This is a genomic window from Accumulibacter sp. (assembly GCF_036625275.1).
GTDB lineage: Bacteria > Pseudomonadota > Gammaproteobacteria > Burkholderiales > Rhodocyclaceae > Accumulibacter.
In genome coordinates, this window is record NZ_JAZKUD010000026.1 from 1 (window position 1) to 15,688 (window position 15,688).

The 15,688-nt window shown below is 62.4% G+C and carries 10 protein-coding genes and 1 pseudogene; 6 read left to right on the forward strand and 5 right to left on the reverse strand.

Annotation, left to right across the window (positions count from 1 at the left end; genetic code table 11):
* Nucleotides 1-126: 126 nt before the first annotated feature.
* The 6 genes and pseudogenes from V5B39_RS10520 to V5B39_RS10545 all read left to right on the forward strand — a co-directional run.
* Nucleotides 127-773: pseudogene (locus V5B39_RS10520) on the forward strand (IS91 family transposase); the annotation flags it as partial.
* Nucleotides 774-1,184: 411 nt separating this feature from the next.
* Nucleotides 1,185-2,525, forward strand: a complete 1,341-nt coding sequence (locus V5B39_RS10525; protein WP_332342845.1) for an SWIM zinc finger family protein — start codon at nt 1,185-1,187, stop codon at nt 2,523-2,525.
* The gene (locus V5B39_RS10530) at nt 2,522-4,051 is read left to right on the forward strand and encodes a DUF5691 domain-containing protein (protein WP_332342846.1); all 1,530 of its coding nucleotides are present in this window, start codon (nt 2,522-2,524) and stop codon (nt 4,049-4,051) included. Before V5B39_RS10525 ends, V5B39_RS10530 begins: the two co-directional genes overlap by 4 nt.
* 25 nt (nt 4,052-4,076) lie before the next feature.
* The gene (locus V5B39_RS10535) at nt 4,077-5,165 is read left to right on the forward strand and encodes an ATP-binding protein (RefSeq protein WP_332342847.1); all 1,089 of its coding nucleotides are present in this window, start codon (nt 4,077-4,079) and stop codon (nt 5,163-5,165) included.
* Between the two features lie 71 nt (nt 5,166-5,236).
* Nucleotides 5,237-7,495 (forward strand): DUF5682 family protein, encoded by a 2,259-nt coding sequence (locus tag V5B39_RS10540; protein WP_332342869.1) that lies wholly within the window; start codon nt 5,237-5,239, stop codon nt 7,493-7,495.
* Complete coding sequence (locus V5B39_RS10545) at nt 7,495-8,694, forward strand: VWA domain-containing protein (protein WP_332342848.1); 1,200 nt, start codon at nt 7,495-7,497, stop codon at nt 8,692-8,694. The genes V5B39_RS10540 and V5B39_RS10545 overlap by 1 nt, the downstream gene beginning before the upstream one ends.
* Before the next feature lie 163 nt (nt 8,695-8,857).
* Here V5B39_RS10545 and V5B39_RS10550 read toward each other — a convergent pair whose 3' ends face one another.
* The 5 genes from V5B39_RS10550 to urtB all read right to left on the reverse strand — a co-directional run bounded on the left by V5B39_RS10550 (nt 8,858) and on the right by urtB (nt 15,619).
* Complete coding sequence (locus tag V5B39_RS10550) at nt 8,858-11,062, reverse strand: SLC26A/SulP transporter family protein (RefSeq protein WP_332342849.1); 2,205 nt, start codon at nt 11,060-11,062, stop codon at nt 8,858-8,860.
* A gap of 260 nt (nt 11,063-11,322) precedes the next feature.
* Entirely contained in the window at nt 11,323-12,015 is a 693-nt protein-coding gene (gene urtE, locus V5B39_RS10555) for an urea ABC transporter ATP-binding subunit UrtE (protein WP_332342850.1), read from the reverse strand.
* Nucleotides 12,016-12,022: 7 nt separating this feature from the next.
* Nucleotides 12,023-12,859: an urea ABC transporter ATP-binding protein UrtD gene (gene urtD / locus V5B39_RS10560; RefSeq protein WP_332342851.1), complete on the reverse strand. Its 837-nt coding sequence runs from the start codon at nt 12,857-12,859 to the stop codon at nt 12,023-12,025.
* The gene (urtC, locus tag V5B39_RS10565; RefSeq protein WP_434735683.1) at nt 12,856-14,013 is read right to left on the reverse strand and encodes an urea ABC transporter permease subunit UrtC; all 1,158 of its coding nucleotides are present in this window, start codon (nt 14,011-14,013) and stop codon (nt 12,856-12,858) included. The genes urtD and urtC overlap by 4 nt, the downstream gene beginning before the upstream one ends.
* 16 nt (nt 14,014-14,029) lie before the next feature.
* Nucleotides 14,030-15,619, reverse strand: a complete 1,590-nt coding sequence (urtB, locus tag V5B39_RS10570) for an urea ABC transporter permease subunit UrtB (RefSeq protein ID WP_332342852.1) — start codon at nt 15,617-15,619, stop codon at nt 14,030-14,032.
* Nucleotides 15,620-15,688: the final 69 nt, after the last annotated feature.

Sequence of the window (15,688 nt, forward strand, 5' to 3'; positions counted from 1 at the left end):
CGGCATAAACGCGAGAGAAAATACCTCTCTCGCATTTATTCCACGGTCCTCTTGACCCCCTTTCAGCCATCACTTCCCATGCTCTCCCAAATGAACCAAAAACCATGAAACGAAGCATACAAGGGGATCGCGCCGAAAAAGGGCTTCCTGTTTCCGGTGCACGCCCTGTCGCGCGTCTTTCGCGGCAAGTTCGTCGACGGACTCGAAGCTTGGCACAACGCTGACCGGGACTGCTGGCCACTCCTGCCGACTGGCGACGGCTCAAGCAACGGCTCCCTGTGCATGACTGGGGGGCTATGCCAAGCAACCGCTGGGCGGCCTGGAAGCGGTACTCGAATACCTCGGTCGCTACACGCACCGGGTGGCGGTCTCCAACGAGCGTATCCTCGGCATCGACGGCAACGACGGCAACGACGTGCTCCTGCGCGTCCGCGCCGATCCCACCAGCGGCAAGAAGCGCACCCTGCGCGCGCCCGGCACCGAGTTCATCGACTGTTTTCTGGAACCCGTCTTGTCGGCCGGTTTCAAGCGCATCCGTCACGACGGCCTGCTCTCGCCGGCGCGCAAGAAGGACGCTCTGGCGGCCGCCCGCGCGGCGCCCAATGGGCCGCCACCGGAACCGGCGGTGATCGAGTCGGTCGCCGACTTCAGGCAACGCGTGGCACGCATCGAGCAGGCACGCTGCCCGCATTGCGGCCTTGGAGAGTGTCGTGGGGTTTCCCACCCTTCTGCCTCAACGCGATCAGCCGAAGCCGCGCGAGCCTCCTGGATAGTGGCAGTCCTTCCTTGCTCCCCTCCGCAATCGGACGGCAGCGCCATCCGCGGTGTCGTTCGCCTTATTTGCGGGCAAGCCCTTCCACGCCCCTCGCGTTCACCGCTGCCACCTCTACCGCGTTTCCTTTCGCCCACTTTCCCGCCCCTCGGCGAGTATCGATCCGCTCCAGCACCTCATCCCAAACGATTGACTTTGGCCGGCCCAGCCCTACAATCCCCATAATGATCGCCATTGCGGCGGTTTAGTCCAACGAATATCTTTGCCTCCCGCTTACAGCGGGCATTCTTCTCGTGACGCCGCACAAGAAGTTCATGATCACTGGCTGGTGGCTGCGCGAAATACTCGCTGGCCTGCCGCGATTTCCTTCCTGCGAGGGTATTCGCGAAGAGCTGATCCGGGAGCCTGTGCTTTGACCATCATCGCTGCAGAGGCCGTACTGGCACTGGCGCCGGACGCGGCGTCCGCGAATGCGGCGCGCGCGCTGGTGATGCCTGCCCGGTGGCCGGTTCTGGGGGCCAACGATGTCGCCGTATGGGGCGCATGTCAAGGCAGCGGATCAAAACCGTACCAGACACAAATCGGGATCGCCGGCACCACCCCGGTTTTTCGTTGTAGCTGTCCGAGTCGCAAGTTTCCCTGCAAGCACGCTCTGGCGCTGCTGCTGTTGCGTGCCAAACAGGAAGAACTATTCACCCAGACCGACGCCCCGGCCTGGGTCAGCGAATGGTTGAGCACGCGCGCCGAGAAAGATCGGAAGAAGGAGGAAAAGCAGCGCCCAGAGACCGCCTCTCCTGTCGATCCCGAAGTCGCCGAGCAGCGCGATCTGAAACGCCAGGCACAGCGCTGGAACCGCATCGAAGGTGCGGCGACCGAGTTGGAGGCATGGCTGTACGATCAGATCGGTCGCGGGCTGGGCACCCTTGGCGATGAGCAGCTCGGGGGATGGCATACCATGGCCGCCCGCATGGTGGATGCGCAAGCTCCCGGATTGGCATTGAGAGTGAGGGAGGCGGCGCAAGGCATCCGCCGGGGCACAGACTGGCCCGAGCGGCTGTTGCATCGCATTGGCCTATTGTATTTGCTGTGCGCCGCCATCCGGCGCCGTGCAGGGCTATCCCCGGAGATGCAGGCCGAGCTTCGCACCGTCGCGGGTTGGCCGTATGAAAAATCCGAGGTTCTGAGCACAGGAAAACGTCTGGCCGACCAGTGGACCGTGTTGGGACAAATCAGGGAAGAAAACGAAGACCACCTGACGGAACGGCGGGTATGGTTGCATGGAAAAAGCAGTGGCCGACGCGCCTTGCTGCTGGAGCATGCCTTTGCCGGCAAGGGATTTGAGCATTCCTGGCTGAACGGCTCCACCGTCGAAGCAACCCTGGCCTATTTTCCTGGCACCAGCATGCTACGGGCACTGGTCGCCGAGGTGACGGCAAGCGCACAGACCCAATGGCCGGATTCGACCTTGAGCGCCGAGTGGCAAACGGTTGCCCAACGTGTCGCAAGCAGCCCCTGGGTTCGCTCGCACCCGATGGTTTTGTCGGCGGCAATACCCCTGCGAGCCGGTGACCATGCCTTTTTGATGGTCGAAGATCAAATCATGGCGCTGCATCTGGGCGATGGCGACACCTGGAGATTGCTGGCCCACAGCGGTGGTCACCCACTCACGATGATGGGCGAATGGGATGGACTGGCGCTGCGGCCGCTCAGCGCATGGGGTTTCGATGGGCTATGGCAAAGGAGTCCGGAATGAGTACCTGGGCCGCATTGCTGTCGGTAGCCATGGTGGGTACGGAACGGCAGGTTCCCGTTGTGCCTGGGCTGGATGGAGCGATCGGTGATCTGCTGGCAGAGCTTGCTGTGCTTGGCGACCCCCCCGCCCAATGGGTACTGCAAATGGCCGCCGTATTGGCGACCTGCGCTCAGGCCGGCGTGCAGGGTACGGCCTGGCCGGGGCCTGTGCCGGCTGCAGCGGCCAGGGAAGTGCTGACTACCGTAGACCATACTTCACTCATAGTCTTGTTGGCCTGGACACTGCGCGACGGGCCGCAACGCCTGCAACACCTTGTTTTCCGATCACTGGCATCCCAGGGCTGTCGCTTGCCGATCGATCTGCTGCCATTGGCACTGGAACAAGGGCGCCGCTCGGTGGCTTTGCGCGAATCATTGCAGCCCGTTCTGGGTGAGCGCGGGGTCTGGCTGGCAGGGCAGAATCCCGCCTGGAACTATGCTTTCGGCGTAGCGGCTGCGGCGGCTGAAGAAGTGTGCTGGACTGAAGGCAGTCTGGCGCAACGGCGCGCGCTGTTGCGCGAGGAGCGCCGGCGCAATCCTTCTGCGGCGCGTGAACGGCTGACCCGACTCCTCGGCGATTTGCCTGGACGCGAACGTGCCGAGCTGATAGGCGAGCTGGCAACCGGCTTGTCGATGGACGATGAAGCACTTCTCGACAGCTTGCGCAAAGATCGTAGCCGCGAGGTAAAGCAGGTGACGCTGGGTTTGTTGCTGCGACTGCCCGACTGCGCCCACGTACAGCGGGCGCAGCAGCGCATGCAAGCACTGTTGTGGCAGGAAAGGGGGTTGTTGCGCAAGCACTGGCGGCTCGACGCGCCATCCGCCGTGGCCGACGAGTGGAAAGCTGATGGCATTGAAGCGACACGGCCCACCCACGACGTGCTTGGCGAACGGGCCTGGTGGTTGTTTCAACTGGCCCGGCAGGTACCACTCGCCTGGTGGGACCGATACACCGGCATGAACCCCGGCGATCTGGTCAAGTGGGCGGCTGCCAGTGACTGGGCGGATGCCCTGCTGCGGGCATGGCGCGAAGTGCTGGCTGTCGAACCGGAGGTAGCCTGGTGCGAAGCCTTGTTGGACCACTCACCGAAGACACCGTTTGCCGACCATGACATGACCCTTCTCGCCTGCTTGCCCCTGGCGCGACGCGAACGCTATTGGGAAAAGCAGTTGAAGGATGGCGGCCGATCCCGATTGCGAGTGTTGGTCCATCAACTGCTACAGGCCTGCCCAGCCGGGGAATGCCTCTCAGCCAGTCTGTCGCTGGCCATCGTCAGTGCGGTCGCCGAAGCGGTCGGGCAGCATGCTGATTTCAGCAACGATTACGCCTTGCGTGCCGCCCTGCCGGAGCTTTGCTGCGTATTGCAGGGTGCGGCGCTGGGGCAGATGCTGGCGGTATCCGACGAAGCTGCCGGCAAGCCCGCGTTGCCGGAACTATGGCATACCGTCAGGCAGATCATCGCGACGCGGCAGGCCCTGAATTGTTAACGTATTGCTCGACCCCGAGGACCCCATGACCGCATCCATTGCCATTCGTGAACATGCCGAGACACAATTTGCAGAAGAACTGTCAGAACTGAAAAAACACGACACGCGTGCCCGTCCGCCAAACTGGGAGCTATCGCCATGGGCCGTGATCACCTACCTGATGGGTGGCAAGCTCGACAGCGGTTTGACGATCAGCGCCAAATACATTGGCAATCAGCGCCTGATGGAAATTGCCGTGGCAACCCTGGCAACCGACCGGGCATTGTTGTTGTACGGGGTGCCCGGCACCGCCAAGTCGTGGGTATCGGAACACCTGGCTGCGGCCATCAGCGGCGATTCGACATTGCTTATCCAGGGCACGGCAGGTACCAGTGAGGAACAATTGCGTTATGGCTGGAATTACGCGCAGTTGCTGGCACATGGGCCTTCTGAACAGGCCCTGGTTCCGAGCCCTCTGATGAATGCCATGCGGACCGGCAAGACCGCCCGTGTCGAAGAACTCACCCGCATCCCCGCGGATGTGCAGGATACGCTGATCACCATCCTGTCGGAGAAATCCCTGCCCATCCCCGAGCTCAACAGCGAGGTCCAGGCAAGGCGTGGCTTCAACGTCATCGCCACTGCCAACAACCGCGACAAGGGGGTCAACGAACTGTCTTCGGCGCTCAAGCGCCGTTTCAATACGGTGGTGCTACCGGTGCCCGCCAGTGAAGACGAAGAAGTCTCGATTGTCGTCAAACGGGTGGCCGAAATGGGCCGTGCCCTGCAACTGCCGGCGGAGCCGCCGGCGCTCAAGGAAGTCCGGCGCCTGGTGCAAATCTTTCGGGAACTGCGCAGTGGCCGAACCGCCGATGAAAAAACGCAGGTCAAGTCGCCCACCTCCACGCTATCGACCGCCGAGGCCATCTCGGTCATCAATAGCGGCATGGCGCTGGCTGGCCATTTCGGCGATGGCGTCATGCGCCCGCATGACCTCGCCTCCGGTTTGCTCGGTGCCGTGGTGAAAGATCCGATCCAGGACAATATCGTATGGAACGAGTATCTGGAAACGGTGGTGAAAGAACGTTCCGACTGGAAGGATCTGTACCGCGCCTGCCACGAACAGCAAACCTGAGCGCCACCGCAATGGCTGCACCGCATCTTTTTGGCATACGTCACCACGGCCCCGGTTGTGCTCGCAGCCTGGTGCGCGCATTGGATGCCCTGCTACCCGATTGCATTCTGGTTGAGGGTCCGCCGGAAAGCGAAGGCTTGCTGCAGGCCGTGGTGGCCGAGGGCATGCAGCCACCGGTGGCCTTGCTGAGTTATTGTCCCGATGAGCCACCACTGGCGGTGTATCACCCCTTCGCCGAGTTTTCGCCGGAGTGGCAGGCGATCCAATGGGCGGTATTGCATGCCGTGCCGGTACGCTTGATCGATCTGCCGATGGCCAATGGCCTGGCATTGCAAAAGGCACGTCGGCAAGCGGATAAAGCGTGTCCAAAACCGGCGAGCGCAGAAACCCCCACTGCACCAGACCACCGGGATGATGCCAGTGAAGAAGCCGGCGCACTGGCGAACCAGACAGCCCGCGATGACGACCGCACAGGCGACCCGCTGAACTGGCTGGCGAACGCCGCCGGCTATGCCGATGGCGAAAGCTGGTGGAATCACATGGTGGAGGAACGCGGCGACGGCGAACAGCTTTTTGCCGCGGTGGCCGAAGCCATGACAGCCTTGCGGGCAGACTGGGGTGAGCAGCGCGATGATCCACAGGAATCGCAGCGCGAGGTACTGCGCGAAGCGCACATGCGCCAGTGCCTGCGCGAGGCACAAAAAACCGGCGCGGAGCGCATTGCGGTGGTCTGTGGCGCCTGGCACTTGCCTGCCCTGCAGACCTCCGCCACCATGAAAGCCGATCAAGCCTTGCTCAAGGGTCTGCCCAGGGTCAAGGTGCAGTCCACCTGGGTGCCGTGGACCTACCGGCACCTCACGCGCAGCAGCGGCTATGGCGCCGGCATTGTCTCGCCTGGCTGGTATGAGCATTTGTGGCGCAGCCAGCATCTCCCGCAACTGCGCACGGTCGGATGGCTGGCGCGCGTAGCGCAGCGGATGCGCGAACGGGATCTGGATTGCTCGTCGGCGCACCTGATCGAAGCCACACGTCTGGCCGATGCGCTTGCAGCCATGCGCGAGCGTCCCGCTGCCGGACTCGAAGAATTGCAGGAGGCCACGCGCTCGGTCTTTGCCATGGGGGACGATTCGCTGCTGCATTTCATTGCCGACGAACTGGTGGTGGGTGACCGACTGGGCAGCGTGCCTGCCGACGTACCCACCGTCCCCCTGCAGCGCGATGTGGAACAGGCGCAGAAAACCTTGCGGCTTAAACCGGAGGCCCGGCAGCGCACGCTCGATCTGGATTTGCGCAACAGCAACGACCTGGCCCGCAGCCATTTGCTACACCGCCTGCGGTTACTCGACGTGCACTGGGGTGAGTTGGCCAAAGTGGGCCGCTCGCATGGCACTTTCCACGAAGTGTGGGTACTGCAGTGGCAGCCCGAGTTCCTGTTGCAACTGATTGAGGCCAGCCAGTGGGGACAGACACTGGTTCAGGCGGCCGCCGCTTGGGTGATCGACCAGGTCGGACGCGTCAGTGACCTGGCCGAACTTGCCGCACTGGTGGATCGGGTCCTGCTGGCCGACCTGGATGCTACCGTGCCCGCCGTCACGCAGGCGCTGCAAAGCAGAGCGGCACTCACCGGCGATGTGCTGCAGTTACTGGCCACGCTGCCGCCTCTGGCAAACGTCTTCCGCTATGGCAACGTGCGTCAGACCGATGCCGCGATGGTGGCGCAGGTCTTGGACGGACTGATCGTACGCACCGCAATTGCCATGCCATTGGCTTGCCGTAGCGTGGACGATGCGGCCGCTCAGAGTCTGCGCGAGAAATTGCTGGCCGCCCACACTGCAGTAGCGTTGCGTCAGGGCCAGGAGGAGACCCAGGCCTGGCGGCAGGCACTGCAGCAGATCGCAAGCAGCCCCCACACCAGCCAACTGCTGCAAGGCGTGGCGGTTCGCCTGCTGCTCGACGATGCGGTCTGGTCCGTTGAACAGGTCGCGCAGGCGATGTCGTTCGAACTTTCCATGGGGGCCGAACCGGGCAAAGCCGCAGCCTGGCTGGAGGGGTTCCTGAACCGCAATGCACTGGTGCTTCTCCATGATATGCGGGTATGGCAATTGATTGACGAATGGCTGGTTGGTCTGCGCGAAGAACACTTCGTCTGCGTGCTGCCTCTGGTACGACGCACTTTCTCGACCTTCAGCGCCAGCGAGCGCAGTGATCTGGCGCAACGCGCCGGACAGGGCCGGGTGGTCACAGCCATGCCGAAACCGCTTGCCGGCTGGAACGAAGAGCGGGCTGCCCTGCCCTTGCCGTTCCTGCGCCAGTTGCTGGGAGTAAAGTGATGAACCCAAGGATTTCCACACCGCCGAACGCACAAAGCGGCGTTCAACGCTGGCGACTGGTGCTCGGCCGTGAGGCTGAATCGACTTGCGGCACCCCGCTTGGCGCAGCAGCCGAAATGGACAAGGCACTGTCGGCGCTTTATGACCCCGAGGGTCCTGACGGCATGCACTCCAGAGAACGGCGTGGCGGACGTGGCGGCTCGGCGCCGAGCGTGGCCCGCTGGCTGGGGGACATCCGCAAGTATTTCCCGGCCTCGGTGGTTCAAGTCATGCAGCATGATGCGCTTGAGCGCTTGAACCTGCGAGAGATGTTGTTGCAGCCGGAAATGTTGCGCAATGTTCAAGCCGATGTGCATCTGGTTGCCAACCTCATCGCCTTGTCACGGGTGATTCCCGCTGGTACGAAAGATACGGCGCGAATGGTGGTGCGCAAGGTGGTGGAGGAACTGATGCAGCGCCTGGAAGAGCCCTTGCGCGCAGCGATCAGCGGTGCGCTCGACCGCAGCCAGCGCAATCGCCGACCGCGCCACAGCGAAATCGACTGGCATCGAACCATCCGGAGCAACCTGAAACACTGGCAGGCCGAGTTCCAGACCATCGTACCGGAAACGCTGCTCGGCTATGGCCGCAAGGCGCGGCGGCCACAACGCGAGGTCGTGCTGTGCATCGATCAGAGCGGCTCGATGGCCGCCTCGGTGGTGTATTCCAGCATTTTCGGTGCCGTGATGGCTTCGCTACCGGCAGTTGCGACCAAACTGGTGGTATTCGATACCGCGGTGGTTGACATGAGCGAACAGCTCGACGATCCCGTGGAACTGTTATTTGGTGTGCAACTGGGGGGTGGCACCGACATCAACGGAGCGGTTGCTTATTGCCAATCCATCATCCGTGAGCCACGCAACACGATTCTGGTACTCATCTCCGATCTGTATGAAGGGGGCGTCGAGGCCATGCTGCTGCGCCGTGCCGCAGCACTCGTGGACAGCGGCGTACAGTTCATCACCTTGCTGGCCTTGAGCGACGAGGGTGCGCCAGCCTATGATCGAGACCTTGCCGGCAAACTCGCTGCCCTGGGTGTGCCCTCGTTTGCCTGCACCCCCGATGCCTTCCCCGGCCTGATGGCCGCTGCGATTCGACGTGATGATGTCGCCACCTGGGCAGCAGGCCAAGGCCTGGTGACGAGCCGGGCAGTTCGATAAAGGATGGTCATTCACACGGAGGTCTTCTTGCTGCTCGGTAGCATCTCGTCGAGCAGATGGCCGGCTTTTTCGGCCAGCTTGACGGACGAACTGGCGACCTGCCCGATTTCCGGCCTTGATCATCGTTCCGGCCTCCCCGATGATGCGCCAGGCCCTTTCCTTTCTACTCCTGCATCGCGAGCAATTCCTTGTCAGCGTAGCTCAGGCGCAATGCCAGCACCTGGGCAATGGCCTGCATCAGGTGAAAGGCAAGCCGTCGGTGCTCTTCGCACAGTTTCTCGAAACTCTCTCGGTGCAACACGTAGAGTTCGGTATCCTCCATGGCCGTGGCGTCGGCGCTGAAGCTGACCGCCCGAGTCACGAAGGACAGGCCACCGATAAAATCGCCACGCCCATAGGTCAGGCGGTGGCGGCTGCTGCCCGTTCCGGGAACTGGCGTGGTGATGCGCACAGCCCCCTTGCGTATGAGAAACAACCGATCAGCGGCATCGCCGATCAAGAATACCTTCTCGTTCCTGGCCACCGAGCGACGTTCGAGGCACTCGACAAGCGCGATCAGCGAATCTTCCTTGGAGTCCTTGAAGATTTCCATTTCGTAGATCTCGAGCGGCGGCACTTCGGTCGCCTGCATCAACTTCTCGGCGAGAACCTGGTCTTCAACCCATTCGATCGCATCGTCGAGTTCTCCGAATATTTTGACCTGATCGCTTTTGGTCGTGAGTTCCATCCGTTCAAACAGTTCGGCAAGGTTCTTTCCGTTGGGCAGGGTATGTGTCAAGCCGCTGAAGACCAGGAAAGCCTCGCGTTCAATCAGTGAGTCCCTGATCTGACTCAGGAGATGCACCGCCGTGACGTCAACCGACTGAACACGGCGCATGTCGAGCACGATGTAGTTGCGCTTGCTCAATTCAGGCTCGAGGGCCGTGTAAAGCTGGTCCTTGGTACCGAAAAACAGGCTGCCCTGCAGTTCCAGGATGGTGGTCCGGTCTCCGCGCCGTTCGAGCAGTTCCATCTCGTGTCCCAGACGCACCCGCTTCGAGAATCGTTCGCTACCGTTGGCCTTGCGGCGAATGACCGTGCTCGTCAACTGCTCGCGAATGAACAGGAACATCGCCAAGGCAATGCCCACCGCCGACGCTGCGATCAGGCTGTAGGCAAGCGCCACGGCCACCACGGCCATGATCACCGCGAAGTCAAGCATCGTCCACGAGGATTCGAGCAGGTGGAGGCTCTTGATGTCGATCATCCTGATCCCCACGACAATCAGGATACCCGCCAGGGCAGCGACCGGTATCCAGGCGATGAATGCTCCCAGGGCGAGAAACGCGAGCAGCGCCAGCACCCCTTCAACGACTCCGGAAACGCGCGTCTGACCGCCACTCGCCAGATTGACCAGAGTTGCGCCCATTTGTCCTGCTCCTGGCATCCCGCCGACACAGGCCGAGCCGACATTGCCAAGACCTTGCGCAACCAGTTCGCGGTTGGAGTCATGGCGACTGCGGGTGAGTGCATCGAGCACGACGGCCGTCTTGAGCGTATCGATGGATAGCAACACAGCCAGTGTCAGCGCCGTCCACATGAGGGCGGCGATCTGGCCGAGCTTGAGTTCGCCGATGTCCCGCCAACGTCCGGTAACCGCTTCGAGCATGCCTGCAGCGGAGCCGCCGAGGGGCCCGATGATCAGCTTGTTGCCTTCGAGGACCAGCATCGATCCGTCCACGAAGTATGCCAGTCCGAAATAGGTGAGCACTCCGGCCAGCAGGCCGAGGATGGCCGCCGGTACCACGCGGGTAAGCAAAGGCGCGCCAAGCATCACGGTCGCCGTGACGACGCCGATCAGTGCGCTCTGCCATTGCCATGTCTGCGGTGAGGTCAGCGTCCGCCACAGGGACTGGTTGCCGAATACCCCGAGGAATTTCGGAATCTGGCTGCCGATGATGATCAGGCCCACCCCGGTCAGGTAGCCACTGACCACCGGAAAAGGAATGTATTTGATCAGGCTGCCGACCCGCATCAAGCCCAGAAGAAGCTGAATCAGCCCGGCCACCAGACCGAGGGCAGTGAGCCGCAGCACGATGAACGCCGGGTCGACGTCCTGTTGTACGAGTTCGATGGCAAATGCCGAGAGAACCGCTGCGGCGGGCGCACACGGCGCCGTGATCAGCCGATTGGTGCCGCCCAGACTCGGCGCCACCAAGCCGAGGGCGGCCGCCCCGAGAATCCCCGCGAGTGCACCCAGACCGGCATAAGCTGGACCGATCGAGGCATAAATGGTGACCCCAAAAGCAATCGCCGATGGCAGGGCGACCAGCATCGCCGCGAGGCCTCCCCAGAAATCGCCGACCAGCTTGTCGTTCTTGAAACTCATTGCCAGATCCATGGTACAGGCCCTCCATCCAGACTCTTGCGATCAAAAAAGCCCTCTTTCCGACACCCTCCTTTGTGCACACAAGCAAGTAGTGACCAAGCGAGCGCCTGGCAGACATCGATCGTATCACGGTGTCACTTGCCGGTCAGATTTTTGACGCCAGCGCGGATGATCGCTGAACCAGAGGAACGTGACGGCAGGGCTGTCGTCTCGGTGATCGGGCGGACGCTGTTCGGCTTCCTCGGTCGCTGCGGCTGCCACTAAACCGACAGCGCCGCCAGAACCCCGTCCTTCTCCATGTCTTCGCCGCGTCCGCGCATGACGATCTCGCCCCGTTCCATCACCAGATACTGATCCGCCAGCGAACGGGCAAAATCATAGTACTGTTCGACGAGCAGGATCGCCATTTCGCCACTGCTGGCGAGCGAGCGCACGGCGCGCTCGATGTCCTTGATGATCGATGGCTGGATGCCTTCGGTGGGCTCGTCGAGAATCAGCAGTTTCGGCCCCATCGCCAGCGCGCGCCCAATCGCGAGTTGTTGCTGCTGCCCACCCGAGAGGTCGCCGCCACGCCGGCGCAACATCTGGCGCAGCACCGGGAACATCTCGAAGATACGCTCGGGAACCGGCGTGCGGCCGGGACAGGTGGCGAGTCCCATCAGCAGATTCTCCTGTACCGTCAGACGCGGAAAGATTTCGCGTCCCTGCGGCACGTAGCCGATACCGGCCTTGACGCGCTGATGCGCAGCGGCGCGGGTGAGGTCGTGACCGGCGAACTCGATACGCCCGCTCTTCGCCGGCAGCAAGCCCATCAACGACTTCAGCAGCGTCGATTTGCCGACGCCGTTACGCCCGAGAATTGCCGTCACCTTGCCGGCTTCGGCAGTGAAACTGAGGTTGCGCAGGATGTGGCTACCGCCGTAGTACTGGTTCAGATGGTCTACATTTAACATGGTGGTTCTAACGCCCCAGGTAGACTTCGATCACGCGCGCATCGGACTGGACTTCCTCGAGGGTTCCCTCGGCAAGGACGCTGCCTTCGTGCAGGACGGTGACTTTGCTGCCGAGCTGCTTGACGAAAGCCATGTCGTGCTCGACGACGACCAGTGAGTGCTTGCCGGCGAGCGACAGGAAGAGTTCGCCGGTACGTTCGGTTTCCTCGTCGGTCATGCCGGCGACCGGTTCGTCGAGCAACAGCAGCTTCGGTTCCTGCATCAGCAGCATGCCGATCTCCAGCCACTGTTTCTGGCCATGCGACAGCAGACCGGCCAGCCGGTCGGCCTGAGCATCGAGACGAATCAACTGCAGCGTCTCGGCGATCCGGTCACCGGCCGCCGAATCGAGCTGTGCAAAAAGGCTCCGCCAGACGCGCTTGTCGGTCTTCATCGCCAGTTCGAGATTCTCGAAGACCGTGTGATTCTCGAAAATCGTCGGCTTCTGGAATTTGCGGCCGATCCCGATGTGTGCAATTTCGGGTTCGGAGAGACGCGTCAGGTCGATCGTCTGACCGAAGAAGACGCTGCCCTCGTCGGGTCGCGTCTTGCCGGTGATCACGTCCATCATCGTCGTCTTGCCGGCGCCGTTGGGCCCGATGATGCAGCGCAGCTCGCCGGCGTCGATCGCCAGGGACAGTTTGTTCAGCGCCCGGAAACCGTCGAAGCTGACCGTGATGTCTTCGAGATAAAGGATGACCTTGTGCGACAGGTCGAGTTCACCCGGTTTGAGCAGATGTCCGAGTTCGGCGGTGCCGCTGTCCCAGTCGGGGTTGTTGTTCAGTGGGAGATCGACGGCGTTCATGCCTGAATTCCTTTCGCAGCCGGTGCCAGAGGATGGCGATCACGCTTCACCCCGAGTTTCCGGCACAGGCCGACGACGCCTTGCGGCAGATACAGCGTCGCGACGATGAACAGGGTGCCGAGAAAGAACAGCCAGTATTCGGGAAAGCTGACCGTAAACCAGCTCTTCGCGAGATTGACGATGAACGCGCCGATGACCGGGCCGATCAGCGTCCCGCGCCCGCCAACGGCGACCCAGATGGCGATTTCGATCGAATTGGCGACCGACATTTCGGACGGGTTGATGATTCCCACCTGCGGTACATACAGCGCACCGGCGACGGCGCACAACACCGCCGACAAGGTCCACACGAAAAGCTTGTACCACAGCGGGTTGTAGCCGATGAACATCACTCGTGATTCGGCATCGCGGATCGCCGTCAGGATGCGGCCGTATTTCGAAGTCACCAGGGTGCGCGCGAGCAACAAGGTGCCGAGCAACGCCAGCGCCGAAAGGCCGAAAAGGACGACGCGCGTCTCGGGGGCGGTGATCGAGTAACCCAGAATGCGCTTGAAGTCGGTGAAACCGTTGTTGCCGCCGAAACCGGTTTCATTGCGAAAGAAGAGCAGCATCGCCGCATAGGTCAGCGCCTGCGTGATGATCGAGAAATAGACGCCCTTGATGCGCGAACGAAAGGCGAAGTAACCGAATACGAAAGCGATCAGCGCCGGCACGACGAGCACCAGCAGCGCTACCCACACGAAGCTGTCGCTACCAAGCCAGAACCACGGCAATTCCTTCCAGTCGAGAAAGACCATGAAATCCGGCAGGTCGCTCTGGTAACTGCCGTCACGGCCGATCTGGCGCATCAGGTACATCCCGAAGGCGTAGCCACCCAGCGCGAAGAACAGACCATGCCCGAGCGAGAGGATGCCGCCGTACCCCCAGATCAGATCCATGGCCACGGCGACGATCGCGTAGCAGAGAATCTTGCCGATCAGGGTGATGAAGTAGGTCGACAGGTGCAGCGGATGGGCAGGCGGCAGCACGAGGTGCATGATCGGCACGGCAAGCAGCGCGAAAGCAGCGAACAACCCTGCCATCTGCCAGCTACGTGCGTCGAAGCTTTGCCCGATGCGGACGATCAAAGGGGTTCGTGCAGACGAAGGGCGCATGAAATCTCCCGGGACTTTAGGATTCGACAAAGCGGCCCTTGAGGGCGAACAGCCCCTGTGGACGCTTCTGGATGAAGATGATGATGAATATCAGCACGACGATCTTGGCGACCACCGCTCCCGTCCAGCCTTCGAGAAACTTGGTGAACACGCCCAGACCCAAGGCCGCCCAGACCGCGCCGGCAAGCTGCCCGACGCCGCCGAGAACGACGACCATGAATGAATCGACGATGTAGCCCTGCCCCATGTCCGGGCCGACGTTGGCAATCTGCGACAGTGCCACGCCGCCGAGTCCGGCGATCCCGGCACCGAGGCCGAAGGCCAGAGTATCGACGCGCCCGGTCGGCACGCCGACGCAGCCGGCCATGGCACGGTTCTGCGTCACCGCGCGGACGAACATCCCCAGGCGCGAGAGATTGAGAATCGCCCACATCACGACGAGCACGGCAATCGAGAAGCCGACGATGATGATCCGGTTCCAAGGCAGCATCAGGTTGGGCAAAACCTCGATGCCGCCGGCCATCCACACCGGGTTGGCAACCTCGACGTTCTGCGCGCCGAACAACGTGCGCGCCACCTGCATCAGAAACAGCGAGATTCCCCAGGTGGCGAGCAGCGTCTCCAGCGGGCGGCCATAGAGGTGGCGGATGACGATCCGTTCCATGAGGATACCGACCAGTGCGGCCGAGAAAAAGCCGACCGGGATGGCCGCCAGCAGATACCAGTCGAGCAGCCCCGGCAGGTGGGCGCGAAAAACGCTCTGCATCACCCACGCCGAATAGGCGCCGACCATCAGCAGTTCGCCGTGCGCCATGTTGATGACCCCCATGACGCCGTAGGTAATCGCCAGACCCAGGGCGGCAAGCAGGAGGATCGATCCGAGCGACAGGCCGGTGAAGGCGCGGCCGAGATTGTCAGCCCAAGCCAGTCGCTGCTCTATCGACCGGATCGATGTCCCGGCCGCAGCGCGCACTGCGCTGTCGGGCTCGATCCAGGCGTCGCCGCGCTTCTCGGTCAGTGGCAGCAGCATTTGCCGGACGTTGGGGTCGCTGCTTTCGCCGAGGACACGAACGGCGGCAAGCCGTACCTGCGCCTCGGTCGAACCAAGACTGGCCTGCGCATGCGCCAGTTGCAGACGCGTCCTGATCCCGGTGTCGGTTTCGACGGCCAGCGCACGGTCGAGCAGCGGCAGCATTTTGGCATCAGCGCTCGCTGTCAGCTCCTGGGCAGCCTGCCAGCGCATCGCGCGTTCGTTCGAGAACAGCCGCAGCGCGGCGAGGGCACCCGACAGCTCGCGGCGCACGCGGTTGTTGATCCCGATGGTCTCGGTCGCCGTCGGCTTGATTTCGGTGTGGCTGGCCGCGTCGAGGACGCGCGCGCCGTCGACGATCACCACTCGCTCGCCGGCCAGCGCCAGCGAGTCGTCGGCCAGTGCCTTGAGGACTGGCAGGGCTTCGTCGGGCGCCGCTTGCGCCAGCGCGGCAATCGCGGCGATCTTGGTTTCCGAGTCTTCGGACGCGAGTGGCTTGAGCAGTGTCGGGTCGATCGCCGCCAGGCAAGCCGTACTCAGCAACCATCCGCAAAGCAGTAATCCAGTGGTGCGCATGCTTTCTCCCTACTCCTCGGCCTCCTCTGAGCCGAGAGAGGCCAAAGGACACTGCCTGAGCCGCGGCTG

Excerpts from the sequence above, each read along its gene's own strand:
- V5B39_RS10530 (WP_332342846.1), top strand. The coding sequence starts at position 2,522 with ATGAGTACCTGGGCCGCATTGCTGTCGGTAGCCATGGTGGGTACGGAA.
- V5B39_RS10535 (WP_332342847.1), top strand. The coding sequence starts at position 4,077 with ATGACCGCATCCATTGCCATTCGTGAACATGCCGAGACACAATTTGCA.
- V5B39_RS10545 (WP_332342848.1), top strand. The coding sequence starts at position 7,495 with ATGAACCCAAGGATTTCCACACCGCCGAACGCACAAAGCGGCGTTCAA.
- V5B39_RS10550 (WP_332342849.1), bottom strand. The coding sequence starts at position 11,062 with ATGAGTTTCAAGAACGACAAGCTGGTCGGCGATTTCTGGGGAGGCCTC.
- urtE (WP_332342850.1), bottom strand. The coding sequence starts at position 12,015 with ATGTTAAATGTAGACCATCTGAACCAGTACTACGGCGGTAGCCACATC.
- urtD (WP_332342851.1), bottom strand. The coding sequence starts at position 12,859 with ATGAACGCCGTCGATCTCCCACTGAACAACAACCCCGACTGGGACAGC.
- urtC (WP_434735683.1), bottom strand. The coding sequence starts at position 14,013 with ATGCGCCCTTCGTCTGCACGAACCCCTTTGATCGTCCGCATCGGGCAA.
- urtB (WP_332342852.1), bottom strand. The coding sequence starts at position 15,619 with ATGCGCACCACTGGATTACTGCTTTGCGGATGGTTGCTGAGTACGGCT.